This is a genomic window from Streptomyces tirandamycinicus, from assembly GCF_003097515.1.
In the GTDB taxonomy this organism is placed as follows: domain Bacteria; phylum Actinomycetota; class Actinomycetes; order Streptomycetales; family Streptomycetaceae; genus Streptomyces; species Streptomyces tirandamycinicus.
On sequence record NZ_CP029188.1, the window covers coordinates 3701713 to 3727451 of the forward strand.

19 protein-coding genes are annotated in these 25739 nt (G+C 72.6%); 16 read left to right on the plus strand and 3 right to left on the minus strand.

Features of this window, described 5'->3' with window-relative positions:
- Positions 1–31: 31 nt before the first annotated feature.
- Complete coding sequence (locus tag DDW44_RS16380) at positions 32–1027, minus strand: ATP-binding protein (RefSeq protein ID WP_108906912.1); 996 nt, start codon at positions 1025–1027, stop codon at positions 32–34.
- Positions 1028–1129: 102 nt separating this feature from the next.
- Between DDW44_RS16380 and DDW44_RS16385 the strand changes: the two genes are divergently transcribed.
- The gene (locus DDW44_RS16385; RefSeq protein WP_108906913.1) at positions 1130–1954 is read left to right on the plus strand and encodes a Fic family protein; all 825 of its coding nucleotides are present in this window, start codon (positions 1130–1132) and stop codon (positions 1952–1954) included.
- Positions 1955–2334: 380 nt separating this feature from the next.
- Here DDW44_RS16385 and DDW44_RS16390 read toward each other — a convergent pair whose 3' ends face one another.
- Positions 2335–3180, minus strand: coding sequence for an HAD family hydrolase (locus DDW44_RS16390; protein ID WP_017947803.1), 846 nt, complete (start codon positions 3178–3180; stop codon positions 2335–2337).
- 557 nt (positions 3181–3737) lie between these two features.
- On the opposite strand from DDW44_RS16390, the gene ssd reads away from it, so the two are divergent.
- From ssd to DDW44_RS33555, 7 genes are all read left to right on the plus strand, one after another.
- The gene (ssd, locus tag DDW44_RS16395; RefSeq protein WP_425275693.1) at positions 3738–4862 is read left to right on the plus strand and encodes a septum site-determining protein Ssd; all 1125 of its coding nucleotides are present in this window, start codon (positions 3738–3740) and stop codon (positions 4860–4862) included.
- Positions 4859–6007, plus strand: coding sequence for a TadA family conjugal transfer-associated ATPase (locus DDW44_RS16400; RefSeq protein WP_108906915.1), 1149 nt, complete (start codon positions 4859–4861; stop codon positions 6005–6007). Before ssd ends, DDW44_RS16400 begins: the two co-directional genes overlap by 4 nt.
- The gene (locus tag DDW44_RS16405; RefSeq protein ID WP_108906916.1) at positions 6004–6855 is read left to right on the plus strand and encodes a type II secretion system F family protein; all 852 of its coding nucleotides are present in this window, start codon (positions 6004–6006) and stop codon (positions 6853–6855) included. Before DDW44_RS16400 ends, DDW44_RS16405 begins: the two co-directional genes overlap by 4 nt.
- The gene (locus DDW44_RS16410) at positions 6852–7643 is read left to right on the plus strand and encodes a type II secretion system F family protein (protein ID WP_108906917.1); all 792 of its coding nucleotides are present in this window, start codon (positions 6852–6854) and stop codon (positions 7641–7643) included. The genes DDW44_RS16405 and DDW44_RS16410 overlap by 4 nt, the downstream gene beginning before the upstream one ends.
- Positions 7644–7774: 131 nt before the next feature.
- Positions 7775–8053 (plus strand): DUF4244 domain-containing protein, encoded by a 279-nt coding sequence (locus DDW44_RS16415; protein ID WP_108906918.1) that lies wholly within the window; start codon positions 7775–7777, stop codon positions 8051–8053.
- Entirely contained in the window at positions 8040–8450 is a 411-nt protein-coding gene (locus DDW44_RS16420; protein WP_108906919.1) for a TadE family type IV pilus minor pilin, read from the plus strand. The genes DDW44_RS16415 and DDW44_RS16420 overlap by 14 nt, the downstream gene beginning before the upstream one ends.
- Before the next feature lie 53 nt (positions 8451–8503).
- The gene (locus DDW44_RS33555) at positions 8504–9112 is read left to right on the plus strand and encodes an Rv3654c family TadE-like protein (RefSeq protein WP_425275694.1); all 609 of its coding nucleotides are present in this window, start codon (positions 8504–8506) and stop codon (positions 9110–9112) included.
- Positions 9113–9207: 95 nt separating this feature from the next.
- Here the strand turns inward: DDW44_RS33555 and DDW44_RS16430 are convergent, their stop codons facing one another.
- On the minus strand, positions 9208–11673 hold the full coding sequence (locus tag DDW44_RS16430; protein WP_170811863.1) for a DEAD/DEAH box helicase: 2466 nt from the start codon (positions 11671–11673) through the stop codon (positions 9208–9210).
- 78 nt (positions 11674–11751) lie between these two features.
- On the opposite strand from DDW44_RS16430, the gene DDW44_RS16435 reads away from it, so the two are divergent.
- The 8 genes from DDW44_RS16435 to tmk all read left to right on the plus strand — a co-directional run bounded on the left by DDW44_RS16435 (position 11752) and on the right by tmk (position 25640).
- Positions 11752–12105, plus strand: coding sequence for an STAS domain-containing protein (locus DDW44_RS16435; protein ID WP_003967428.1), 354 nt, complete (start codon positions 11752–11754; stop codon positions 12103–12105).
- A gap of 135 nt (positions 12106–12240) precedes the next feature.
- Positions 12241–12690, plus strand: coding sequence for an ATP-binding protein (locus tag DDW44_RS16440; RefSeq protein ID WP_108906921.1), 450 nt, complete (start codon positions 12241–12243; stop codon positions 12688–12690).
- Between the two features lie 272 nt (positions 12691–12962).
- Positions 12963–15359: a sodium-translocating pyrophosphatase gene (locus DDW44_RS16445; RefSeq protein WP_017947794.1), complete on the plus strand. Its 2397-nt coding sequence runs from the start codon at positions 12963–12965 to the stop codon at positions 15357–15359.
- A 230-nt stretch (positions 15360–15589) separates the two neighbouring features.
- Positions 15590–16258 carry a small secreted protein gene (locus DDW44_RS16450; RefSeq protein ID WP_108906922.1) on the plus strand — a complete coding sequence of 223 codons (669 nt, stop codon included), beginning with the start codon at positions 15590–15592 and terminating at the stop codon, positions 16256–16258.
- A gap of 416 nt (positions 16259–16674) precedes the next feature.
- Positions 16675–18192 (plus strand): DUF7059 domain-containing protein, encoded by a 1518-nt coding sequence (locus tag DDW44_RS16455; RefSeq protein ID WP_108908856.1) that lies wholly within the window; start codon positions 16675–16677, stop codon positions 18190–18192.
- An 806-nt stretch (positions 18193–18998) separates the two neighbouring features.
- Complete coding sequence (locus DDW44_RS16460; protein ID WP_017947791.1) at positions 18999–19196, plus strand: hypothetical protein; 198 nt, start codon at positions 18999–19001, stop codon at positions 19194–19196.
- A gap of 236 nt (positions 19197–19432) precedes the next feature.
- Entirely contained in the window at positions 19433–22354 is a 2922-nt protein-coding gene (gene topA, locus DDW44_RS16465; protein WP_108906923.1) for a type I DNA topoisomerase, read from the plus strand.
- Between the two features lie 154 nt (positions 22355–22508).
- Complete coding sequence (gene tmk / locus DDW44_RS16470; RefSeq protein WP_108906924.1) at positions 22509–25640, plus strand: dTMP kinase; 3132 nt, start codon at positions 22509–22511, stop codon at positions 25638–25640.
- Positions 25641–25739 lie beyond the last annotated feature (99 nt).

Sequence of the window (25739 nt, forward strand, 5' to 3'; positions counted from 1 at the left end):
GGCCTGCCGGCGCACGGCGGACCCGCGGCGGTCAGGCCGGTTGCGGCGCGCTGAACTGCGCGGCCTGCTCTCCGAGCACGAAGTCGGGGTCGACCTGGGCGGCCAGGTCGACCCCCGTCTTCGCATTCCCCCAGCTCTCCGCGTTCTTCAGATGGAAGTGCACCATCTGCCGGGTGTACCGCACCCAGTCGCGCCGCGCGTAGGACGCGTCGGCCGCCTGCCGCAGCGTCCGCAGTGCCGCACGGTTGGGCTCCTCCAGTTCCGCGAAACGGGGCGGACGGCCCTTCTCCATCGACCGCACCCAGTCCGAGTGCCCGACGGCCACAAGGAGATCGTCACCCACCTCGTCGCGCAGGAACCCGAGGTCGTCCGGCCCCTGGATCTTGTTGCCGACGACTTTGAGCGCGACGCCGAAGTCACGGGCGTAGTCCAGGTACTGGCGGTACACCGAGACGCCCTTGCGGGTGGGCTCGGCCACCAGGAACGTCATGTCGAAGCGGGTGAACATGCCGGAGGCGAACGAGTCGGAGCCCGCCGTCATGTCGACCACGACGTACTCGTCCGGGCCGTCGACGAGGTGGTTGAGGCACAGCTCCACCGCTCCGACCTTGGAGTGGTAGCAGGCGACGCCGAGGTCCGACTCGGTGAACGGGCCGGTCGCCATCAGCCGGATCTGCCCGTCGTCGAGCCGCACCGTCCGGGCACAGGCGTCGTAGACCGGGTTGTCCTCACGGACACGCAGCAGCCGCGAGCCCTCTCCGGGCGGTGTCGTCTTGATCATCTTCTCGGCGGAGGTGATCCGCGGATTGGTGCCGCGCAGGTACTCCTTGATGAGCGGCAGGTGTGCGCCCATCGCGGGCAGCTCCCCGGCCTCCTGCTCGTCGAGCCCGAGCGCGGCGCCCAAGTGCTGGTTGATGTCGGCGTCCACCGCGACGACATGGGCCTGCTGGGCGGCGAGGTGACGGATGAAGAGCGAGGACAGCGTCGTCTTGCCGCTACCGCCCTTTCCCACGAAAGCGATCTTCATGTTCACCTAAGGTAGCGGGTCGGTGGCCCGTGGTGTCCGCAGTGGGTGAAGAAGACCACTCCAACGTGGGGTGCGCGGTCGGGGCGCGTAGCCTCCCTGCTTATGAGTACGAACTCCTCTGACCCCTTGGCCGCACTGGGTGACCTCCCCGGGGTCGCGGATGCCGTGGACTCGGTGCGCAAGGCCGTGGACCGTGTCTACGGACACCGCGTCATGCGGCGCCGCAGCAACGAGGTCACCTCGGAGGCAGCGCTCCGCGGAGCCCGGGCGTCCGCCGCGCTCTCGGGCGCGGACTGGGCGCTGGAGGAGGTCCGCCGGCGCACGGACTTCGGCAGTGGGGGAGAGGCCCGTACCGTGGGGGCGGCACTCCGGCTGACCGCCGAGGCGGGGCAGCTGCTGTCCATCTGGAGGCAGTCTCCGCTGCGTGTGCTGGCCCGGCTGCACCTGGTCGCCGAGGGCGGCGCCGCCCCCGACGAGACGGTCGGCAGGCCGCGACTCGTGGGAGAGGAGGTCGACGAGCCGCTGATCGATGCGCCACTTCCGGACGCGGAGGAGGTGGCCGGGCGGCTCGAGGGGCTCTCGCGCCTGGTCATCGCGGGGAGTTCGGCCCCTGCGCTGGTGCTGGCCGCCGTGGTGCACGGCGAGTTGCTTGCCCTGCGCCCGTTCTCCTCGGCCAACGGGCTGGTCGCCAGGGCGGCGGAGCGCGTCGTCCTCGTCGGCAGCGGACTGGACCCCAAGTCGATCTGCCCCGCGGAGGTCGGTCACGCCGAGCTCGGCCCTGCGGCGTACCTCGCGGCGCTCGACGGCTATCTGTCCGGGACCCCGGAGGGCTTGAGCGCCTGGATCGCCCACTGCGGCCGCGCCGTCGAACTCGGCGTCCGGGAGTCGACGGCGGTGTGCGAAGCGCTTCAGCGCGGAGCGGCGTGACGCCGTCCGGCCGGGCCAAGGGCGCCGGGCGCCCACGGCATTGAGGGCGGCGGGCAGGGACGTGGTGGAGGGGTGCGCCGGCCGGGCGCAAGGGTTGCGGCGGTACCGGACGGTACCGCCGCTGGCATGTCGGCCAAGTTACCAAGCGTCCTCGATATGTTGCCCATCAGGTCGGGAACTTTGCCCGTCACCTGGTGCGGCTGGCCCGTAATCGACGGGTCGACGTCGCGTGGGTGCTCGGCGTCCATGCTCGGTCCGTGGGGCCTTTGTTGCGTAGAAGGTGATCCTCTCGGATGTCCCAGGTCTCGCGGGCCGTTAACTCCTTTGTACTCCGACCGTACGACAAGCGGAACCCCTGGCCGCACTTTTTACTTTCCCTCTCAGATGCGGGCACAGGCCGTTGGGCCGCGGCGCCTGCTGGCGTACCAGACGAGTCCGGCGGTCGCGGCGGCCGCTCCCACCGCAGCGGCCGCGAGCAGTGCGGGGCGCGGCGGCATCGTGAACCCCGGGATCCGCTGCTTCAGTCGCACCGGCCGGTCGAAGACGAGCACCGGCCAGCCCCGTGAGGACGCCTCACGGCGCAGTCCCCGGTCGGGGTTGACCGCGTACGGATGACCCACGGCCTCCAGCATCGGAACGTCGGTGACGGAGTCGCTGTAGGCGTAGCAGCGCTCGAGGTCGTACCCCTCGGACGCGGCGAGCTCCTTGACCGCCTCGGCCTTGGTGGGGCCGTACGCGTAGTACTCCACCTCGCCGGTGAAGCAGCCGTCCTCGCCGACCACCATCCGCGTCGCCACCACCCGATCGGCGCCCAGCAGCTCGCCGATCGGCTCGACGACCTCGGCGCCCGAGCTGGAGACGATGACGACGTCGCGGCCTGCGGTGTGGTGGTCCTCGATCAGGGAGGCGGCCTCGTCGTAGATGATCGGGTCGATGAGGTCGTGAAGGGTCTCGGCGACGATCGCCCTCACCTGCTGGACGTTCCAGCCCTTGCAGAGCGATGACAGGTACTTCCGCATTCGCTCCATCTGGTCGTGGTCGGCGCCGCCCGCGAGAAAGACGAACTGGGTGTAAGCCGTCCTGAGCACGGCGCGACGGTTGATCAGCCCTCCGTGGTAGAAGGACTTGCTGAAGGTCAGCGCCGACGACTTCGCGATGACCGTCTTGTCCAGATCAAAGAAGGCTGCTGTGCGCGGCAAGGAGTGGTTTTCCACGACGCAGAGCATATGCGCCCTCCATTCGGCGTAAGGTGGGGCGCGTGGGTTTGCCTGAGAAGGCTCTCGGGTACACCATGGAAGTCACGGATCGTTCGCGACCGTGCTAACCCGGTCCGACTCCTCCCCCCCCGAGTCGGCCGTGGGGACGACCCCCGCTCTCCCCCCCGGCGGGGGTCGTCGCATGTCCGGACGCGTTTTCGCCGGCCTTCGCCGGTGACTCTCCCCTCTCGGCGCCCAGACGGGCCGGTCCACCTCCTCGGTCGTTCGTCACTCTGCGTGAGTGTATTGCTGCGCTGTGGAAGCCATGCCGGAAGTCACCGGTATGGGTTACCGGGTTATTCACAAGCGTTGAGTCGTCCACAGTTTTTGAGCAAGATCCACACGATTTTCGGCCGCCCTGCACGGTGATTCCGGCCGTGAAGTCCACGGGCCGGAGGAATCACCGATCCCGGATCGATCCCGCCTGTCGCGGGAGCGGGCCGGGCACGTGGGGACTGCTGTACGGCGCCCCGCGAGACCGCCGCGGCAGCGCGGCGAGAGGGGGAGAAGTCGTGGTGGGACACATGATGGCCGGAGCAGCGGGTGCGGGCGGTGCGACCGGCGCGAACGGCGGCGACGGGCTCCAGGGAGAGCGCCGGGCCGGCCCCTTGATCATCACCGAGGACCCGACGCTCCTGGACGACCTGCTGAGGCTGTGCGCCGCGGCCGGCGCCGAGCCTCAGGTCCACCATGCGGTGCCCGAAGGCCGGGGCGGCTGGGACGCGGCGCCACTGGTCCTGGTCGGTGACGACGCGGCCGCCCGATGCGTCGGGGCCACCCGCAGGAGAGGTGTCCTCCTCGTCGGTCGCGACCAGGACGATCCGCAGGTCTGGCGACGGGCGGTGGAGATCGGTGCCGACTGCGTGCTGAGGCTCCCCGACGCCGAGGGATGGCTCGTCGACAGGATCGCCGACGTCGCGGAGGGCGTGGGCCGCCCGGCGCTGACCGTCGGGGTGATCGGTGGGCGGGGCGGAGCGGGCGCGTCCACGCTGGCCTGCGCGCTCGCCGTGACAGCGGCCCGGGGCGGCCGGCGCACGATGCTCGTCGACGGAGATCCGCTCGGTGGCGGCCTTGACGTGCTTCTCGGCGGAGAGCAGCAGGCGGGGCGGCGCTGGCCCGACTTCGCGGCGTCCCGAGGCCGTGTTGCCGGCGGTGCGCTGGAGGAGGCGCTGCCCTCGGTGCACGGGCTGCGGGTGCTCAGCTGGGACCGGGGCGACTCGGTGACGATTCCGCCGGAGGCCATGCGGTCGGTGCTGGCTGCGGCACGCAGGCGCGGTGGCGTCGTCGTGGTGGATCTGCCCCGCCGGGTCGACGAGGGGACCGCGGAGGCACTGGCGCAGCTCGATGTCGGGCTGCTCGTGGTGCCGGGCGATCTGCGCGCCGTGGCGGCCGCGCGGCGGGTCGCCTCGACCGTCCGCATGGTGCTGGGCGATCTGCGGGTCGTCGTCCGCGGGCCCTGGGGCTCGGGGCTCGACGAACAGTGGGTCGCCGAGGCACTGGGACTGCCGCTGCTCGGCGAACTGCCGCTGGAGACGGGACTGGCCGCCGATCTCGATGCGGGAGTTCCGCCGGGTGCCGGGGAGCGCGACCCGCTCGCCGGGTTCTGCTCCGCGTTCTGGGCGCGGGCGCACACCGGTGGAGGTGCGTCGTGACGTCGGTGCTTCTCGAAGCGGTACGGCAACGACTCGCGGAGAGCGGGGTGGAGCCGACCCCGGCCGGGGTCGCGGCCGCGCTGCGGGCCCACGGGCGGCTGCTCGGGGACGCGGAGGTGCTCGGCGCCGCCGAGGAACTGCGGTGCGAACTGGTCGGCACCGGGCCGCTGGAGCCGCTCCTGGCCGATCCAGCCGTGACCGATGTGCTGGTCTCCGCACCGGACCGGGTGTGGGTCGACCGGGGCTGCGGACTCCGGCTGACGGAGGTGAGCTTCACCGACGCGGCAGCGGTGCGCCGGCTGGCGCAGCGGCTCGCGGCGGTGGCGGGACGCCGGCTGGACGACGCCCGCCCCTGGGTGGACGCGCGGCTCCCCGACGGCACCCGGATGCACGCGGTACTGCCTCCGGTGGCCGTCGGCTCGACCTGCCTCTCGCTGCGGGTGGTCAGGCCCCGGGCGTTCTCGCTGGACGAGCTGATGGCGGCCGGGACGGTACCACCGGGCGGCGACCGGCTCTTCAGGGCGCTGATCGAGGCCAGAGTCTCCTATCTCGTCAGCGGCGGCACGGGGTCCGGGAAGACGACGCTGCTGTCCACCCTGCTGGGACTGGTGGGTGAGCACGAGCGCATCGTGCTGGCGGAGGACTCGGCGGAACTCCGCCCCGACCATCCGCACGTGGTGCGACTCGAATCCCGCCCGGCCAATCAGGAGGGCGCGGGGCTGGTCACCCTTCGCGACCTGGTGCGCCAGGCGCTTCGGATGCGCCCCGACCGGCTGGTCGTCGGCGAGGTGCGCGGTCCCGAGGTGACCGATCTGCTGGCTGCGCTGAACACCGGGCACGACGGCGGCTGCGGAACCGTCCATGCGAACACGGCCGCGGACGTCCCCGCGCGGCTGGAAGCTCTGGGGACGGCCGCCGGTCTCGACCGGCTCGCTCTGCACAGCCAGTTGGCCGCGGCGCTGTCGGTCGTGGTGCATCTCGTACGAGGACGGGACGGCGGCCGTCGGGTCGCCGAGATCCATGTGCTGGAGCGGGACGCCACGGGACTCGTGGTGACCGTGCCTGCTCTGCGGTGGAGCGCGGCTCACTTCGTCCGCGAGCGCGGCTGGGAGCAGCTGCGGTCCCTGATCGGGGGACCGCGATGACGACGACGGCGGCGGTGTACGCGGCGGTGTGCGCGGGGGCCGCGGCCTGCCTGACGGTCGGCCGCGACGAGGGGCTGCGGCGGGCACGGCTGGTGCTGGCGTCCGGCGGTGTGGTGGGGAGGGGTCCCCGACGGCCCTGGGCGCACTGGAGGAGATTCGCCGACCGGTTGCGGCCGGAGTGGCTGTGCCTGCCGGCGGGGGCGCTGCTGGCCGTGCTGGGGGAGTCGGTGCTTCCGCTGCTCGCGGGTGCGGTGGGCGTCCCCTTGGCGGGGCGGCGGCTGAGGGCTTCCGAGCGGCGCCGGGCAGAGGACGGCAGAGCCGCTGCGGTGATCGCTCTATGCGGCGGCATCGTGGGGGAGTTGAGGGCCGGTGGCCAACCGGGGCAGGCGCTGCTGACCGTGGGCCGGGCCACGGGCGCGCTGGGCGCCGCCGAGGCGGCGGTGCTGTCCGCCGCCCGGTTCGGCGGGGATGTGCCCGCGGAACTTCGGCGTGCGTCCCGCGAGCCGGGCGCCGGGGGACTGGCCGGGCTGGCCGCCTGCTGGCTCGTCGCCGTGGACAGCGGTGCCGGACTGGCGACGGGGATCGACCGGCTGGAGGCCGCCCTCAGGTCGGAGCGGGACCAACGGGCGGCTCTGCGAGCGCAGTTGGCGGGATCACGGTCGACGGTCGTGGTACTGGCTCTGCTACCGGTGATCGGGCTGGCTCTCGGCTGGGCGCTCGGCGCGGATCCCCTGCGGGTCCTGCTGCACAGCCCCGCGGGGCTGGGCTGTCTGGTGGTGGGCGGACTGCTGGAGGCCGCCGGTCTGTACTGGGCGACGCGGATCGTACGGGCGGCGGAGCGGTCATGAGCGTGGAGTTCATCAGGGGCCTGGGCATCGCCTTGCTGGCCGGCGCGCCCGCGGCATGGGTGGTGAGGGCGCGAATGCGTCGCCGGCGGGCGCTGCGGCGGCTTCACGCCCTCCTGGGACCGAGCGCGGTGCGGCACGGGACGCCGAGCCGTCGGCGCCTGGTGCGCGCACCGGTGCGGGTGGGGCCATGGGCTCCCACGGTCGTGGCGGTGACGACAGGCTGGGTCCTGGCAGGTGGCGTCACCGGATGCCTGCTGGGACTGGCGGCGGCATACGGGCTCCACAGATGGCGGCGGGGCCGCGCCCGGGACCGGGTGGCGGGCGCCTCCGCGGGGGAGGTATCTGGTCAACTGCCCCTCGCCGCGGAGCTCCTGGCGGCCTGTGCCTCGGCAGGAGCCGGACCGCGCGAGGCGGCGTGTGCGGTCGGGCAGTCGCTCGGAGGGCCGGTCGGAGAGCGGCTGCAGCAGACGGCGGCCGAGCTTCGGCTGGGAAGCGAACCGGCCCGCGCATGGGGGAGGTTCGGGGAGATTCCGGGTGCGGCGGGACTCGCCCGCTGCCTGGAGCAGGCGGCCGCATCGGGAGCACCGGCCGCCGAGCCCGTTGCCCGGCTCGCCGCGGGACTCCGGGCGGAGAGGACCCGTATCGCGGTGTCCCGGGCGCAGCGCGCCCACGTACTGATCACCGCACCGGTAGGGCTCTGCTTCCTGCCCGCCTTTCTCGCGGTCGGGGTGGCTCCCGTCGTGATCGGTCTGGCCACCGGACTGCTGCACGGCAGCGGAGGCAACTGAGCGGTGGCGCAACCGGATCAGCGCATCAGCACGCCAGCGCATGGCATCCACGGCATCAGGAGCATCGACGGATCGATGGCGTAAGCAGCTGCGGCCGCACGAGGGAATCACGAGGGAATGAGGAGATCGACATGAGCATGAACGACCTGAGGGTCCGGACGACGCGATGCACCGCAAGGAGGCTGATCGACGCCGTATGCACCGGGGTCGTGGCCCGGACCAGGGCGATTCTCACCAGGACGAGGGGCCGGCAGAACCATGGCGACGCCGGGATGACGACATCGGAGTACGCGATGGGCACGATCGCGGCGTGCGCTTTCGCAGCCGTGCTGTATCAGGTGATCACGAGTGAAACGGTCTCCGGGGCACTTGAATCGATCATCGGGAAGGCGCTCAGTGCGCAGTTCTGACATCGGTTCCGACACCACGGCCACGGCGCAACCGGGTTCCCGCTGCGGCGCGGACCGGGGATCGGTTACGGCGGAGGCCGCGGTGGCCGTGCCCGCGCTGGTGGTGTTCACGATGGCGCTCGTGTGGGCACTGATGGCGGCCTCGGCGCAGATCCAGTGCGTGGACGCCGCAAGGGCGGGGGCTCGGGCGGCCGCCCGTTCGGAACCGGAGGCCGCCGCGCTCTCCGCCGCCCGTTCGGCCGCACCGCCCGGAGCGAAGATCTTGCTGGGCAGGGACGGGGACCTGTGGCGGGTGCGGGTCGAGGCACCGAGTCCGGGTCCTGTGACACCGTCCCTCACTCTGACGGCCGAAGCGGTGGCACTCGCGGAGGACGCAGTGGGGAGCGGCGAAACATGAGGAGAAGCGACAGGGGCTCGGCCACCGTGTGGGCGGCCATGGCGGCATGCACGATGTGCGTGGTCTTCGCCGTGGTGCTCGCCATGGGGCAGGCGGTGGTCGCTCGTCATCGTGCGGGAGCCGCGGCCGACCTCGCGGCACTCGCCGCGGCCGACCGGGCACTGGAGGGAGCCGGGCAGGCGTGTGCCCGGGCGGCACGGGTGGCCCGGGCACAGGGGGCGGTGGTCGTGCGGTGCGCGGTGGCCGGCGAGATCGCCGACGTGACGGCCGCCGCGGCTCTCGGCCCGTACCGGCCCGAGGTCCGGTCCCGCGCCGGTCCGCCGGTCCCGCCCGGGTCTCCGGTCGGGCCGAGGCCGCTGTTCCGGTTAGGGCCGATGCTCTCGCAGGCTCCGCAGGCTCCGCAGGCTCCGCAGGTCCCGCAGGCTCCGCGGGTCCCGCCGGGCCATCAGGACCTGCTCGGTCCACCGGGCCATCCCGGTCCGCTCGGTGCGCCGGGCCGGTCGCCGAAGAGGTCTCGGGCGGAACGGCGCCCGGCCCGCCCGTCCGGCCCGGTTCGGGCAGCCGGCCCGGTCCGCCGGGGCCGCGGACCACCGTCACCCCTCGACGGCTTCCGGTCCCTCTGGCGTCCGGCCCCACCGGGGCTCGCGGCGATAGGCCCGTGAGGCTGCCGGATCCTCCTGTAAGCCCGGTGCCTCCTCCGTCGCCTCCACGTCCCCGTCCGGGGTGACCGGGGCCTGCCGGGGATCGGGGGTGCCGGTCACCCCGGACGGGGAGCGGCCGGGGCCTCACTGAGGAGAACGGTGAGCAGGCGGACGGCGGCCCGTTTGTGGAGGGGGTCGTTGCCGTTGCCGCACTTGGGGGACTGGATGCAGGAGGGGCAGCCCGCGTCGCACTCGCACGAGGCGATGGCCTCTCGGGTCGCGTCCAGCCAATCGCGGGCCGTGTGGAAGGCCCGCTCGGCGAAGCCCGCACCACCAGGGTGCCCGTCGTACACGAAGACCGTCGGCAGCAGGGTGTCCGGGTGCAGCGGTACGGAGACCCCGCCGATGTCCCAGCGGTCGCAGGTGGCGAAGAGCGGGAGCAGCCCGATGGAGGCGTGCTCGGCGGCGTGCAGGGCCCCGCCCAGCTGCTCCGGGTTCACCCGGGCGGCATCCAGCTGGTCCTCGGTCACGGTCCACCACACGGCGCGGGTGCGCAGGGTGCGCGGCGGCAGATCCAGCTTGGTCTCGCCGAGTACCTCTCCGGTGATCAGCTTCCGGCGCAGAAAGGAGACGACCTGGTTGGTGACCTCGACGGAGCCGTAGCAGAGACGGCCGGCGCCCCAGGCGACCTCGGTGTCGGTCTCGAGGACGGACACGGAGGTGGTGTCCCGGGCGATGGTGGAGTACGGCGGGTCGGCCTCCTCGACGAGGGCGACGGAGTCCTCCAGATCCAGCCGCTTCACCAGGTAGGTGCGGCCCTGGTGAAGGTGTACGGCGCCGTCGTGCACGGCGGTGTGGGCGGCGGGCTCGTCGACCGTGCCGAGCAGCCGGCCGGTGGCGGCCTCGACGATCTGCACCGGCCGCCCGCCCTCGCCGCGGATGTCGGCGAGGTCGGCTGCCCGCTCCCGGCGTGTCCAGTACCAGCCGGCGGTGCGTCTGCGCAGCAGCCCGGCGCTCTCCAGCTGAGGCAGCAGCTCTGGGGTGGTCGGGCCGAACAGCTCCAGGTCCTGTTCGGTCAGGGGCAGCTCCGCCGCGGCCGCGCAGAGGTGCGGCGCCAGTACGTAGGGGTTGTCCGGGTCGAGGACGGTGGACTCGACGGGCTGCCGGAACAGGGCCTCGGGGTGGTGGACGAGATAGGTGTCCAGCGGGTCGTCGCGGGCGACCAGCACCGCGAGAGCGCCTTGGCCGGCCCGGCCCGCCCGGCCCGCCTGCTGCCAGAGCGAGGCACGGGTGCCGGGGTAGCCGGCGATGAGGACCGCGTCCAGGCCGGAGACGTCGACGCCCAGTTCCAGGGCGGTGGTGGCGGCCAGCCCGAGCAGCTCGCCCGAGTGCAGTGCCCGCTCCAGTGCGCGCCGTTCCTCCGGAAGATAGCCGCCCCGGTACGCGGCGACACGCCGGGCGAGGTTCCGGTCGACCTCGGCCAGCCGCTCCTGGCTGATGACCGAGATCAGCTCGGCGCTCCGCCGTGAGCGCACAAAGGCGACGGTACGGACGCCCTGGACGGCCAGGTCGGTCAGGAGGTCCGCGGTCTCCGCCGTGGCGGTGCGGCGTACCGGGGCGCCCTTCTCGCCGTGCAGCTCGGTGAGCGGCGGTTCCCAGAGGGCGAAGACGAGCTCACCGCGTGGCGAGGCGTCGTCCGAGACCTCGGTTACGGGCAGCCCGGTCAGCCGGCCGGCCGCGACGGCGGGATCGGCGGCCGTCGCCGAGGCCAGCAGGAACACCGGATGGGCGCCGTAGCGGGCGCACACGCGGCGCAGCCGGCGGAGTACCTGGGCGACGTGGGACCCGAAGACGCCGCGGTAGGTGTGGCACTCGTCGATCACGACGTAGCGCAGCGAGCGCAGGAAGGAGGACCAGCGGGAATGTGACGGGAGTATGCCCCGGTGCAGCATGTCCGGGTTGGTGAGGACGTGGTTCGCGTACTGGCGGACCCACTCGCGCTCCTCGACGGGGGTGTCGCCGTCGTACACGGCGGGTCGCACACGGTTGCCGAGCGGCGAGGCGAGTTCCCGCACGGCGCGGCACTGGTCGGCCGCGAGGGCTTTCGTCGGGGCCAGGTACAGGGCGGTGGTGCCGCGTCCGTTGGGCGCCTCGGAGCCGTCCAGCAGGGTGCTGAGGACCGGGGCGAGGTAGGCGAGGGACTTGCCGGACGCGGTGCCGGTGGCGATCACGACCGACTCGCCGTCCAGGGCGTGCTCGGCGGCGGCCGCCTGGTGGGCCCAGGGGTGCTCGATCCCGGCCCGCTCGATGGCGTTGATCACTTCCGGGCGGACGCGGTGCGGCCAGACTGCATGGCGACCCGGCCTTGGGGGCAAGTGCTCCGTATGAGTGATGCGCGCAGCCCGGCCCGCCGCTGCGGCGAGCCGGTCGAGGACCGTACCGGGGGAGGGGCGGGTGCCCCCGCTCTCGGAGGGTCGTCTGGGTCGGTGATTCATGGCCATCGGCACCGAGTGTGTCACCGGCGTGACGGACAATGGTCCCAAGGCGTCGTGCATGGCTGCTGGTAAGTGATTGAATGCCATCGCGGCTGGCGATCCGTCCCCTGGCTCCGCCGGGGAGACCGAGGGGCGACCGCTCGATAGCAAGGTGCTGGAGGATCCGTGGACCTGTCCCTGTCGACTCGCAATGTGTCCGGCCCTGGCGGCGACCGCACGGTCGTCGAGGTCGGTGGCGAGATTGATGTGTATACCGCGCCCAAGCTGCGCGAGCAGTTGGTCGAGTTGGTGAACGACGGCAGTTACCACCTGGTCGTCGACATGGAGGGCGTGGACTTCCTCGACTCGACCGGCCTCGGCGTGCTCGTGGGCGGTCTGAAGCGCGTACGTGCGCATGAAGGCTCGCTGCGCCTGGTCTGCAACCAGGAGCGCATTCTCAAGATCTTCCGGATCACTGGTCTGACCAAGGTGTTCCCCATTCACACCACGGTCGACGAGGCCGTCGCGGCGACCGACTGAGTCGCCCGGGGGTTCCCCGGGGACTCCGGCCCGTTCGGAGGCTCCGGGGAGTCCGGAGGAAGGCCAGGGTGCCGGGTCCAGGCCCGGTGCCCCTGAGAAGCACGCTCGCACGCTCGTACGTCCGAGGGGGACCGCATGGCCACCGTTGAACTCCGCTTCAGTGCTCAGCCCGAGCACGTCAGGACGGCTCGCCTGGTGGCGGCCGCAGTGGCGCGGCGGGCGGGGGTCGACGAGGCGGTGCTGGACGAGGTCAGGCTCGCCGTCGGTGAGGCGTGCAGCCGTGCCGTGGGGCTGCACCGCAGCCATGGCGTCACCGCTCCCGTGCGCGTCCTGCTCACCGAGGAGGAGAAGTCCTTCTCGATCGAGGTCGGCGACGAGGTGCCCGCGTCGGGCGGCTCCCCCGGATCCGACGCCGGGCAACACGGCGCCGGTCCCGGGGACGACCCCGAGGACGCCGACGGCCGCGACCAGATGGGACTCGCGGTGATCAGCGGTCTCGTCGACGACGTCGAGGTGACGACGAGTGGGCGCGGAGGCCTCATCCGTATGAGCTGGCCGTCGAATCCGGCCACGATCGTGCCATGACCCGATGAGCGTGCCGGGCGCGCCACGCTGACGGCGACCTGGCTGTTCACCCTTTTGAGAGGCCCTGCTGAGCAGGGCCTTTTTCATTTCCCTAGATCATTGATCAACCGTCAATGCTTTTGCCCCATTACTGCTTTCGGGGGCAATCCTGAGCCGCGATCATTTGGTAAGGAGCGAACGAAGGTCAATTCCCATTGTCGCGCACTGTTTTGATCAGGTTCCGCTCCCTACAATCCGTCCACATCTTGAGCTCTGAACGTCAAGGAGGACGAATGGCGGGGCTCTTCAACCCAACCCTGACCGACCCCACTTCCCTCGCGGCCGCGGTACTCACCGATGACAACAGAATGATCGTAATGGTGATCGCGGCCGTCGCGATCGCGGCTCTGGTCGTCGCCCAGCTGCTGGTGCGTCAAGTGCTGGCGGCCGGTGAAGGCACCGAGTCGATGAAGAAGATCGCGGCAGCCGTGCAGGAGGGCGCGAACGCCTATCTGGCCCGGCAGTTGCGGACGCTCGGCATTTTCGCCGTGGTCGTCTTCTTCCTGCTGATGCTGCTGCCGGCCGACGACTGGTCGCAGAGACTGGGACGTTCGGTCTTCTTCCTGGTGGGTGCGCTGTTCTCGGCCGCCACGGGATACATCGGAATGCGTCTCGCGGTGCGCGCGAATGTGCGAGTGGCCGCGGCGGCGCGTGAGGCCACCCCGGCCGAAGGGGAACCGGCGAAGGATCTGACGACCGTCGCGCACAAGGCCATGAAGATCGCTTTCCGTACCGGCGGCGTGGTGGGCATGTTCACGGTGGGCCTCGGTCTGCTCGGCGCCGCCTGCGTGGTTCTGGTCTATGCCGCCGACGCCCCCAAGGTCCTGGAGGGCTTCGGCCTCGGCGCCGCACTGATCGCCATGTTCATGCGTGTCGGCGGCGGCATCTTCACCAAGGCCGCGGACGTCGGGGCCGACCTCGTCGGCAAGGTCGAGCAGGGCATCCCCGAGGACGACCCGCGCAATGCCGCGACCATCGCGGACAACGTCGGCGACAACGTCGGCGACTGCGCCGGCATGGCCGCCGACCTCTTCGAGTCGTACGCCGTCACGCTCGTCGCCGCCCTCATCCTGGGCAAGGCCGCCTTCGGCGATCTGGGGCTGGCCTTCCCGCTGATCGTCCCGGCGATCGGCGTGGTCACCGCGATGATCGGCATCTTCGCGGTCGCCCCGCGGCGCGCCGACCGCAGCGGGATGTCCGCCATCAACCGCGGCTTCTTCATCTCCGCGGTGATCTCACTGGCCCTAGTGGCCGCGGCGGTGTTCGCCTACCTGCCGTCGTCGTACGCCGCCCTCAGCGGCGTCACCGAGCCCGCGATCCGGGCCCACGAGGGCGACCCGCGCATCCTCGCGCTGGTCGCCGTCGCGATCGGCATCGTGCTGGCCGCCCTGATCCAGCAACTGACCGGGTACTTCACCGAGACGAACCGGCGCCCGGTCCGCGACATCGGCAAGTCGTCGCTCACCGGCCCGGCCACCGTCGTGCTCGCCGGCATCTCCATCGGCCTGGAGTCCGCCGTCTACACCGCGCTGCTGATCGGCCTCGGCGTCTACGGGGCGTTCCTGCTCGGTGGCACGTCGATCATGCTCGCGCTGTTCGCCGTGGCGCTCGCCGGCACCGGACTGCTCACCACGGTCGGCGTCATCGTCGCCATGGACACGTTCGGCCCGGTCTCCGACAACGCCCAGGGCATCGCGGAGATGTCCGGCGACGTGGAGGGCGCGGGGGCGCAGGTCCTCACCGACCTGGACGCCGTCGGCAACACGACCAAGGCGATCACCAAGGGCATCGCCATCGCGACGGCCGTCCTCGCCGCGGCCGCGCTCTTCGGCTCGTACCGGGACGCGATCGCCACCGCCGTCGCGGAGGTCAGTGCGAAGGCCGGGGAGATGAACCTGAGCCTGGACATCTCCCAGCCCAACAACCTGGTGGGCCTGGTCCTCGGCGCCGCGGTCGTCTTCCTCTTCTCCGGGCTGGCGATCAACGCCGTTTCGCGGTCCGCCGGTGCCGTGGTCTTCGAGGTGCGGCGGCAGTTCCGTGAGCACCCCGGGATCATGGACTACAGCGAGAAGCCGGAGTACGGACGCGTCGTCGACATCTGCACCAAGGACGCCCTGCGCGAACTGGCCACACCCGGTCTGCTCGCGGTCATGGCACCCATCGCGGTCGGCTTCACACTCGGCGTCGGCGCTCTCGGCTCGTACCTCGCCGGTGCGATCGGCACGGGCACCCTCATGGCCGTCTTCCTCGCCAACTCCGGTGGCGCGTGGGACAACGCCAAGAAGCTCGTCGAGGACGGGCACCACGGCGGAAAGGGCAGTGAGGCGCATTCGGCGACGGTGATCGGTGACACCGTGGGCGACCCGTTCAAGGACACCGCGGGCCCGGCGATCAACCCGCTGCTGAAGGTGATGAACCTCGTGGCGCTGCTCATCGCGCCCGCGGTCGTGCAGTTCAGCTACGGCGACGACGCCAACGCGGGCGTCCGGGCGGCGATCGCCACCCTGGCGATCCTGGTCATCGTCGTCGCGGTGTACCTCTCGAAGAGGCGCTCGGTCGCGGTGGGTGACGAAAGCAACGCCGCCGATCGGTCGTCGAAGTCACCGGACCCGGCGGTCGTTTCGCAGTAGACGTCTCACCTGGACGAAACGCCTGCTCACAGCACGGGCGGACGGTGCGGTCGACCGCACCGTCCGCCCGTTCGCCGGTTCGCGGGCAGTCCGGGTGCGGGACCGCGGTGAGCTTTGTCTCTCATCGGGCAAACAGCCTCGTATCCATACGAGGCAGACATCCAGCCCGGGATTGTTGTGCGGAGGCCGTGTATCTTCCGGGGCCGAGAGCCTTGGAAGGGACCGATCCGGTGAAGGTGAACAGGAAGTTTTCGGCCGCCGTGTCCGGCGGTGCGTTGCTGGTGCTCGCGCTGACGGGCTGCGGTGACGGAGACGACAGCGCCAAGGTGGACGCCTGGGCGAAGAGCGTCTGCGAGAAGGCGCAGCCGCAGATCCAGAAGCGGGCCGACGCCCGGCAGGCCATCATCTCGACCTCCGTCGACGGCAAGCCCGCCGACATACAGGCGGCCGACTCCAAGGCCTTCAAGGACATCGCCGACGCCAACAGGGCGCTGGCCTCCGCGGTGCAGGCCGCGGGCACCCCGCCCGGCGAGGGCCAGGAGCAGCTCCAGCAGGACGCGATCAAGGAGCTCAACGCCACCGCCACCGCGTACCTCGACCTCAAGAAGAAGGTCGACGAGCTCGACCCCAAGGACCAGCAGGAGTTCGCCGACGGCCTGAAGGACGTCGCAAAGGGGCTGAAGAAGATCCAGAAGACGGACCAGGTCGCCCTCGGCAAACTGCAGTCCGGCGATCTGGGCAAGGCGATGGGGAAGCAGAAGGGCTGCCAGCGGGCCAGGCCGTCGGTCACCCCGCCCCCTGCCGCGGGCGACGGCCCCTCCGAGCCGAGCGGCAAGCCGTCGAACGCGGCCGGTCCGTCGAAGTCGGCCGGATCGGCGGAGCCCGAGGCGTCCGAGTAGTCGTGCCGGCCGCGCGGCGGGCGGCACGCCCGGTCGCGACGCGCTGCCGCGCCCGTTCCCGGATCCCCCGGCGGTCCGCGCCCGGCCGGCTCCGGCACACGCGTTTCCGCCGAACGGAGCGCCGCGGCGGCCCCCGGTCGGCCTCTCCGCCTGGGCCCGTGTCGGGGATCCGGACTCGTCGAGACGGGGCTCCGCGAGTCGGGACTCGTCGAAATGGGGCTCCGCGAGACGGGGCTCCCCGGGACGGGGCTCCGCGAGATGGGACTCGTCGATGCGGGCCCCTGAGCCGGACCGGCTGGACCGGCCGGACTGAACCGTTCCGGCCGACCGACCGCGCGGACCGCGTCCCGGCGGAAGCGGTGTGCCGCGGCAGCGGCGGGCGGCACAGGCCGAACGCCGCGGGTCAGAATGGGTTCGTGAGTACGACCAGCCTCGCCGCAGGCCTTCCCGTTCCCGATCAGTCCGCCCGGCTCCGCGACGCCCTGATCGCCGCCGACTTCACCGCCGACGGGCTGCTCGAGCTGCTCGGTGCGCCCGCCTACAGCGCCCTCGCCCGCAGCGAAACCGTCCCCGCCCTGCGAGCCACGCGCGGCGGCTCCCCGCTGGAGACGCTCGTACGGCTCTTCCTGCTGCAGCGGCCGGTGGCGGCCGAACGCGCCCGGGAGGCGCTGCCGCTGGACGTGGCGCTCGCGGACGGCTGGGTGGCCGAGTCCCCCGACGGCATCCGGGCGACGGTGGACGTCCGCCCGTACGGCGGGCCGGAAGGGCAGGACTGGTACATCGTCTCCGATCTCGGCTGCGCGGTCGGCGGGGCCGGTGGCGCGACCGGCCGTGCCGAGGGTGTCGTCCTGGGGGTCGGCGGCGCCTCCACCACCCTCGCCGGCATCACCGTCCGTGTCCCGGTGTCCTCCGCCCTCGACCTCGGCACCGGCTCCGGCATCCAGGCGCTCCACGCCACGGGGCACGCCACCCGGGTCACGGCCACCGACCTCAACCCGCGGGCCCTGGCGTTCACCCGGCTCACCCTGGCGCTGTCCGGCGCACCCGAGGCGGATCTGCGCGAAGGGTCGCTCTACACGCCGGTCGGATCGGACACGTACGACCTGATCGTGTCGAACCCGCCGTTCGTCATCTCTCCCGATGCCCGCCTCACCTACCGGGACGGCGGAATGGGCGGGGACGATCTGTGCCGCTCGCTCGTTCAGCAGGCCGGGGACCGTCTGAACGAAGGGGGGTTCGCGCAGTTCCTCGCGAACTGGCAGCACGTGGCAGGGGAGGACTGGCAGCAGCGGGTGCGCTCGTGGGTGCCGCGCGGCTGCGACGCCTGGATCGTTCAGCGCGAGGTCCAGGACGTGACGCAGTACGCCGAGCTCTGGCTCCGGGACAGTGGTGACCACCGTGCTGCCCCCGAGGAGTACGCGGCGCGGTACGACGCGTGGCTCGACGAGTTCGAGGCGCGCGGGACGAAGGCGGTCGGCTTCGGCTGGATCGTGCTGCGGAAGACGGCCTCGGACCGGCCGTCGATCGTCGTCGAGGAGTGGCCCCACCCGGTCGAGCAGCCGCTCGGCGAAGCCGTTCGGGCTCACTTCGCCCGGCAGGACTATCTGCGCGCGCACGACGACGCGGCACTGCTCGCCGACCACTTCGTGCTCGTCGACGACGTGGTGCAGGAGCAGGTCGGGCTGCCCGGCGCCGAGGACCCGGAGCACGTCGTGCTGCGCCAGAGCCGCGGTATGCGGCGTGCCACGAAGGTGGACACGGTCGGTGCCGGCTTCGCGGGCGTCTGCGACGGCACGCTGAGCGCGGGGCGGATCCTCGACGCCATCGCCCAGCTGGTCGGTGAGGACCCGGTGCTGCTGCGCGACCGCACGCCGGAGGCGATCAGGCTGCTGGTCGGTGAAGGCTTCCTGGAGCCCGCCGGTCCACGCGACTGAGACGCGCCGGGCGCCGACCGGGGATCGTCCCGGGCGGGGATCGTTCCGGGCGGTGCGTTTCCTGCGGTGCGTTCCCTGTGGTGCGTTCCCTGTGGTGCGTTCCACGCGGCACTGAGCCAGCCGCCGGGGGGCGGTCGCGATGTTCCGTGCGCCGCCCTGCCCCCGGCGTACCGGGTGGCGCCCGCCGCGTCCACGGCCCCTGCCAGGGACCGCCGCGCCCCCGCGCCCGCCGCGCCCGTCAGGCGCCGCCGCGCGGTCGGTGCGATCGACGCCCCGTCGCCGGAACGGCCCGTTCCGCCCCGGGTGGGCGACCGGGCCGGCTCGCGTGTCACCCAGGACCGGAATGGCCTCTCCGGTCCCGCGGCGGCACCCTTCGGCCATGGTCTCCGCCGGGAACCGGCCAATGTGCGCGGGCTCGTGCGGGTACCGAGCAGGCGCCGTACGGGCACCGCTCGGGTGCCGGCGCAGCCGGTCAGGGCGCCGGGCGCATGCGCGGACCGGCGAGTTCGTCGCTCCGGTCGGCGCCCCTCGCTCCGGCACCCGCCTCGGCACCTCGGGGAGGTCGTGACTCCGCCTGCTCGGCACCACGTCCGGCCCCTCGCTCCGGCACCCGCCGGGGCGCCTGCGCCTCGCGGAGGTCGTGGCTCCGCTCACTCCGCGCAGCGCCTTACTCCGCACCACGCCCGCACCGGCGCCGCCCGGGTGAACCCGTGCCGCGTTCACCTGGAATTCGCGTGGCTGACGCCCGGAGGTGCCAGCCTCGGCCACGGGGCTTCCCGGGGCAGGCCGAGAAATAGGAGACGGGGATGGAGAGCGGTCCGGCGATCTTCGCGGGTACGGCATTCACGCTGTTCGGAGCCGCACTGCTGATATGGACGGGAGCGCGGGTCCGGCACCGGGCCCCGGTCGCGCACGGCGTGAATCCCGCCACGGCCGCAACCCTGACCACGATCTTCGGCACCGCTTTCCTGCTCGCCGGCGTCTGGTGCCTCAGCCGCGTCTGAACGCCTCGCGGCCCTCGTCCGGTCGCCTTCTCCCGCCGATCGCCATGGGAGTCCGGGCGGCAGGAATGCCCGGAGTCGGGTTACCGTTCGAGTGGCCGTTGCGAACTTTTGCCGTTTGACACGGGGGCGGGTTGTACCGTCACACTCCGCAGCGACAGCAAAGTGCAGTACGGCCGTACGCCGTACGTTGTACGCCGTACGAGCCCACCGAGCGTCGACCGGAGAGAAGAGCGAAGTTGTCCCCGACCAGCGAGACCGCACAGGGCGGCCGCCGACTCGTCATCGTCGAGTCGCCTGCCAAGGCGAAGACGATCAAGGGCTATCTGGGCCCCGGCTATGTCGTCGAGGCAAGCGTCGGGCACATCCGCGACCTCCCGAACGGCGCCGCCGAGGTCCCCGAGAAGTACACCGGCGAGGTGCGGCGTCTCGGGGTGGACGTCGAGCACGACTTCCAGCCGATCTACGTCGTCAACGCGGACAAGAAGGCGCAGGTCAGAAAGCTCAAGGAGCAGCTGGCCGGCTCGGACGAGCTCTACCTCGCCACCGATGAGGACCGCGAGGGCGAGGCCATCGCCTGGCACCTGCTGGAGGTCCTCAAGCCCAAGGTCCCGGTCAAGCGGATGGTCTTCCACGAGATCACCAAGGCCGCGATCCAGGAGGCCGTCGCCAACCCGCGCGAGCTCAACAAGCGCATGGTCGACGCCCAGGAGACCCGCCGCATCCTCGACCGCCTCTACGGCTACGAGGTCTCGCCGGTCCTCTGGAAGAAGGTCATGCCGCGGCTGTCCGCGGGCCGTGTCCAGTCCGTGGCCACCCGCCTCGTCGTCGAGCGCGAGCGTGAGCGCATCGCCTTCCGCTCCGCCGAGTACTGGGACCTGACCGGCACGTTCTCCGCGGGCCGCGCCGGATGGGGGGCCGCCCCGGAGGCCGGTGGAGCGTCCGACCCGGCCGCCTTCACCGCCCGGCTGGCCAGTGTCGACGGACGGCGCGTCGCCCAGGGCCGTGACTTCGGCCCGGACGGACGGCTCAAGTCGGACCAGGTGCTCCACCTCGACGAGGCGAACGCGCGCGCCCTGAAGGCGGCGCTGGAGAACGCGGCGTTCTCGGTCCGCTCCGTCGAGTCCAAGCCGTACCGCCGCTCGCCGTACGCCCCGTTCCGTACGACGACGCTCCAGCAGGAGGCCTCGCGCAAGCTCGGCTTCGGGGCGAAGGCGACGATGCAGATCGCGCAGAAGCTGTACGAGAACGGCTTCATCACCTATATGCGTACGGACTCGACCACGCTCTCCGACACCGCGGTCGCGGCGGCCCGAGCGCAGGTCACCCAGCTGTACGGCGGCGACTACCTGCCCGAGAAGCCGCGCACGTACGCCGGGAAGGTCAAGAACGCCCAGGAGGCGCACGAGGCCATCCGCCCCTCGGGTGACCGCTTCCGCACCCCGGCCGAGACCGGTCTGACCGGCGACCAGTTCCGTCTCTACGAGCTGATCTGGAAGCGGACCGTCGCCTCCCAGATGAAGGACGCGGTCGGCAACTCCGTCACCGTCAGGATCGGCGGCACCGGCTCGGACGGTCGTGACGCCGAGTTCTCGGCCTCCGGCAAGACCATCACGTTCCACGGTTTCATGAAGGCGTACGTCGAGGGCGCCGACGATCCGAACGCGGAGCTGGACGACCGTGAGCGCCGGCTGCCGCAGGTCGCCGAGGGCGACCCGCTCACCGCCGAGGAGATCACGGCGGACGGGCACGCCACCAAGCCCCCGGCCCGCTACACCGAGGCCAGCCTGGTCAAGGAGCTGGAGGAGCGCGAGATCGGCCGCCCGTCGACGTACGCGTCGATCATCGGCACCATCCTCGACCGCGGCTACGTCTTCAAGAAGGGCACGGCACTGGTGCCGTCCTTCCTCTCCTTCGCCGTGGTCAACCTGCTGGAGAAGCACTTCGGCCGGCTCGTCGACTACGACTTCACCGCCAGGATGGAGGACGACCTCGACCGCATCGCGCGGGGCGAGGCCCAGGCGGTGCCGTGGCTGAGGCGCTTCTACTTCGGCGAGACGGTGCCCGGCGGCGGCTTCGCCGCGGGGGCCGAGGGCGGTGCCGCAGAGGCCGGCAACGGCGACGGCGACCACCTCGGCGGACTCAAGGAGCTCGTCACCGACCTCGGCGCGATCGACGCCCGGGAGATCTCGTCCTTCCCGGTCGGCAGCGGCATCGTGCTGCGGGTCGGCCGCTACGGCCCGTACGTCGAGCGGGGCGAGAAGGACGCCGAGGGCCACCAGCGCGCCGACGTGCCGGCCGACCTCGCGCCGGACGAGCTGACCGTCGAGCTCGCCGAGGAGCTGCTGGCCAAGCCGAGCGGGGACTTCGAGCTGGGCAAGGACCCCGAGACCGGCCACGAGATCGTCGCGAAGGACGGCCGCTACGGTCCGTACGTCACCGAGATCCTGCCCGAGGGCACGCCGAGGACCGGCAAGAACGCGGTGAAGCCGCGGACCGCATCGCTCTTCAAGTCGATGGCCCTCGACACGGTGACCCTCGAGGACGCACTCAGGCTGATGTCGCTGCCGCGCGTCGTCGGCACGGACGCCGAGGGCGTCGAGATCACCGCGCAGAACGGCCGCTACGGCCCGTATCTGAAGAAGGGCACGGACTCCCGCTCCCTGGAGACCGAGGACCAGATCTTCGGCATCACGCTGGACGAGGCGCTGGCGATCTACGCGCAGCCCAAGCAGCGCGGCCGGGCGGCCGCCAAACCGCCGCTGAAGGAGCTCGGCACGGATCCGGTGAGCGAGCGTCCGGTCGTGGTGAAGGACGGCCGCTTCGGCCCGTACGTCACCGACGGCGAGACCAACGCGACCCTGCGGACCGGTGACAGCGTCGAGACCATCACACCGGAGCGCGGTTACGAACTGCTCGCCGAGAAGCGCGCCAAGGGCCCGGTGAAGAAGGCCGCCAAGAAGGCCCCCGCGAAGAAGGCGGCGGCCAAGAAGACGGCGGCCAAGAAGACCGCGGCGAAGAAGACGACCGCGGCGAAGACGGCCACCAGGAAGACCGCGGCCAAGAAGACGACCGCGGCGAAGACCACCGCGGCGAAGACGGCCGCCAAGAAGGCCACGGCCGACCGGACCGCGGCGAACACGGCGTCCTCGGACGCCTAGCGCGGCCGGCACGGCGCCGCCGGCACACGAGCCCGGGCGAGGGGCGCCCCGCGGAGCACCGCGGGACGCCCCTCCGTCGTCTCACCGGGTGCTCGCCGCCCGTTTGTTCGGGCGGGGCCTCCGAGGAGCGACCTCCTCCGGATAGGCTGGGCGGATGACGCGAGCCGAGCAGCCAACGGCCCAGAGCCCCACCTCTGAACCCGAAGCCCGTGCCGCCGACGCACTGGCCGCGGACTCACGCGAGCGCGCCGTACGGTCGCTGCTGCGCGTGCCCGCGCTGCGGCGGCTGTGGAGTGCGCATGTCGCCGGCGGCACCGGTGACGCCCTCGCCCTCCTGGTGCTGGTCCTCCTCGCGCTCCAGACGGCGGTCGCCGAAGGAGCCTTCGGCGGCGGATACCGGGGCGCGGCGTTCGCCGTCGCCGCCGTCTTCGGGGTCCGCCTCCTCGCCACGTTCCTCTTCGGGGCCGTCCTCCTCGGCCCGCTCACCGCGCTGACCGCACCGAGCGGACCCCTGGACCGCCGCTGGACGATGATCGGCGCCGACGGGCTCCGCATCGCCCTGCTCGTCATCGCCCCCCTGTGGATCGGCTGGACCCCGGGCAGCGCGGTGGCGTACGTGCTCGCCACGGTCTTCGTCACCGGCGTCGCCGAACGCTTCTGGACCGTCGCCCGGGAGAGCGCCGCCCCCGCGCTGCTCCCCCCGCCGCCGCCGGAGGGCGCGGCGGTCCGCCCGCTGCCCGACCATCAGGACGCCCTCCGGAGGCTGTCCCTCCGCACCTCCTTCGCGGTCGTCCCGATCGCCGCCGCCGCTCTGCTGGTGGCGACGCTGATCGGCAACCTGCTCGGCACCGGCGTCGAATGGTTCTCGGCGAACCAGGCCGCGCTCGGGTCGTACGTGGCGGCGGGCCTCTTCGCCGCATCGCTGTCCGTGCTGGCAGCCGTCGAACTCCCGGACGCACCGACACCGCGCCCCCGCTCCCCGCTGGAGGGCCTGCGCCGCCCGTCCACCGGCGGCGGCCTGGACAAGGGCCGCACGGGTGCCGTCCCGCTGCTGGTCGTGGCCTGCGCCGCGATCGCCGAGGCCATCGCCTCCGCCGCCGCCGTGTCCGCCCTGCACGCACGGGACCTGGGCGGCGGCCCGGTCGCCTTCGCCCTCCTCGTCCTCGCCCTGACCGGGGGCACGGCCCTCGGCGTCCGGGGCGCCCCGAACGTGCTGCCGGCGCTGTCCCGGCGCCGGCTGCTCGCGCTGGTGATCGCCGTCACCGGCGTGGCGCTGCTGGCGATGGGCCTCGTCCCGGACACGGCGACGGTGCTGTTCCTCGCCGTTCTCGCCGGGGGTGCGGCCGGCGTCGCCGCGCACACCGGGCACGCACTGATCGACCTGGAGACCGAGGAGTTCCGGCGGCCGCGGGTCACCGAGCATCTGCAGGCAGTGGTCCGGGTCGCCATCGGGCTCGCCGCCGTCGGCGCCCCGCTGCTCGCCGCCGCCATCGGTCCGCACCGCCTGGCCAGCGGCGACTTCGTCTTCGCCCACGGCGGTGCCGCCTTCACCCTGATGCTGGTCGGCGCGCTGCTGCTGCCCGTCGCGGTGATCGTCCTCGCCAGGACCGACGACCGGTCCGGCGTGCCGCTGCGCCGCGACCTGGCCGACGCGGTCCGGCGCGGCGCGGACCCCGCCCAGGCACCCGCGGCCACCGGCTTCTTCATCGCCGTCGAGGGTGGCGACGGCGCGGGCAAGTCCACCCAGGTCGAGGCGCTCGCGGAGTGGATCCGCGCCAAGGGGCACGAGGTCGTCGTCACCCGGGAACCCGGTGCCACCCCCGTCGGCAAGCGGCTGCGTTCCATCCTGCTCGACGTCTCGTCGGCCGGGCTGTCCCACCGCGCCGAGGCCCTTCTGTACGCCGCCGACCGCGCCGAGCACGTCGACACGGTCGTCCGCCCCGCGCTGGAGCGCGGTGCCGTCGTCATCTCGGACCGCTACATCGACTCGTCCGTGGCGTACCAGGGCGCGGGCCGCGACCTTTCCCCCACCGAGATCGCCCGGATCTCCCGCTGGGCGACGGACGGGCTCGTACCGCATCTGACCGTGCTGCTCGACGTCTCCCCGGAGACCGCGCGCGAGCGCTTCACGGAGGCACCGGACCGGCTGGAGTCCGAGCCTGCGGAGTTCCACGGGCGGGTGCGGGCCGGGTTCCTCACCCTGGCCGCCGCCGACCCCGGCCGCTACCTCGTCGTGGACGCGGGCCAGGAGCCCGAGGCCGTCACCACGGTGGTGCGGCACCGGCTCGACCGGATGCTCCCCCTCTCCGAGGCCGAGGTGAGGGCCCGGGAGGAGGCGCGGAGGGCCGCCGAGGAGGAGGCGCGCCGCAAGGCCGAGGAGGAGGCCGCCCTCAAGGCCGAGGAGGAGCGCCTGGAGCGCGAGCGCCAGGCGCAGCTCGCGAGGCTGCGCGCCGAGGAGGAGGAGCGCAAGCGGCGCGAACTGGAGGAGGCGCGGCGGCGGGAGGCCGAGCGCCAGGCGGAGGAGGCGAGGCAGCGCGCCGAGGAGGCCCGGCGGCTGGCCGAGGAGGAGCGGCGCCGGCGCGAGGCCGAGGAGAAGACCGTCCGGGAGGAGGCGGAGCGCCGCCGCCGTCAGGCCGAGGAGGAGGCCCGGCTGAGGGCCGAGGCCGAGGAGCGCCGCCGGGAGAAGCAGCGCAAGGCCGAGGAGGCCCTGCTGCGGGCCGAGGAGGCACGCCGGGCCGCGGAGGCGGCCGCGGCCGCCGCGGAGTCCTCGGCCGCCGAGACGACGGTGCCCACTCCTGCGGTGGGGGCGGACGACGCGACGCGTACGGTCGAGACGCCCCGCCCGCGCGTCGACATGACCAAGGAGGACGCGGAGACGGCGGTCCTCCCGCAGGTGCCGCAGCCTCCGGACGGAGGCGCGCGGGGCGCGCGCGGAGCGGGACCGGGCAGCGCGCCGGCGTCCGCGGGGCAGGTCGACGAGACCGCGGTGCTTCCGCCGGTGCGGGGCGATCGGCCGGGGGCGGCGGGAGCCGAGGAGACCGCGGTACTGCCTCCGGTCCGGGGCGAGAGCCCCGCGGACCGTGTGCCGCCGTACCTCTTCCGTGACGAGCGGTCCGCCCGGGAGGAGGAGCAGCGTACGCGCGAGCTGCCCCGGGTCGACGAGGAGGGACGGCCGCGCCGCCGCTCCGACTGGGCGGAGGAGACGCCGCTCGACGACCTGCCCACGCTGGCGGACGAACTGCTGGGTCCGCGCGACGACGAGGACGACGGGCGCCGGGGGCGTTAGGCGGATCCGGGCCGGTCCGGGTGGGGCTCCAGCCGGACCGGCCGGAGAAGGCGATCGTGCGCACGCCGGCCCCAGGGCCGGTCCGGAGGGGCTGCCGCC

Bases quoted from the DNA above. Each gene is read 5' to 3' on its own strand.
- DDW44_RS16430 (WP_170811863.1), bottom strand. From the start codon at position 11,673: ATGGCATTCAATCACTTACCAGCAGCCATGCACGACGCCTTGGGACCA.
- DDW44_RS16405 (WP_108906916.1), top strand. From the start codon at position 6,004: ATGACGACGACGGCGGCGGTGTACGCGGCGGTGTGCGCGGGGGCCGCG.
- DDW44_RS16390 (WP_017947803.1), bottom strand. From the start codon at position 3,180: ATGCTCTGCGTCGTGGAAAACCACTCCTTGCCGCGCACAGCAGCCTTC.
- DDW44_RS16445 (WP_017947794.1), top strand. From the start codon at position 12,963: ATGGCGGGGCTCTTCAACCCAACCCTGACCGACCCCACTTCCCTCGCG.
- tmk (WP_108906924.1), top strand. From the start codon at position 22,509: ATGACGCGAGCCGAGCAGCCAACGGCCCAGAGCCCCACCTCTGAACCC.
- DDW44_RS33555 (WP_425275694.1), top strand. From the start codon at position 8,504: ATGTGCGTGGTCTTCGCCGTGGTGCTCGCCATGGGGCAGGCGGTGGTC.
- DDW44_RS16410 (WP_108906917.1), top strand. From the start codon at position 6,852: ATGAGCGTGGAGTTCATCAGGGGCCTGGGCATCGCCTTGCTGGCCGGC.
- DDW44_RS16380 (WP_108906912.1), bottom strand. From the start codon at position 1,027: ATGAAGATCGCTTTCGTGGGAAAGGGCGGTAGCGGCAAGACGACGCTG.
- DDW44_RS16460 (WP_017947791.1), top strand. From the start codon at position 18,999: ATGGAGAGCGGTCCGGCGATCTTCGCGGGTACGGCATTCACGCTGTTC.
- DDW44_RS16415 (WP_108906918.1), top strand. From the start codon at position 7,775: ATGAGCATGAACGACCTGAGGGTCCGGACGACGCGATGCACCGCAAGG.
- ssd (WP_425275693.1), top strand. From the start codon at position 3,738: ATGGCCGGAGCAGCGGGTGCGGGCGGTGCGACCGGCGCGAACGGCGGC.
- DDW44_RS16440 (WP_108906921.1), top strand. From the start codon at position 12,241: ATGGCCACCGTTGAACTCCGCTTCAGTGCTCAGCCCGAGCACGTCAGG.
- DDW44_RS16385 (WP_108906913.1), top strand. From the start codon at position 1,130: ATGAGTACGAACTCCTCTGACCCCTTGGCCGCACTGGGTGACCTCCCC.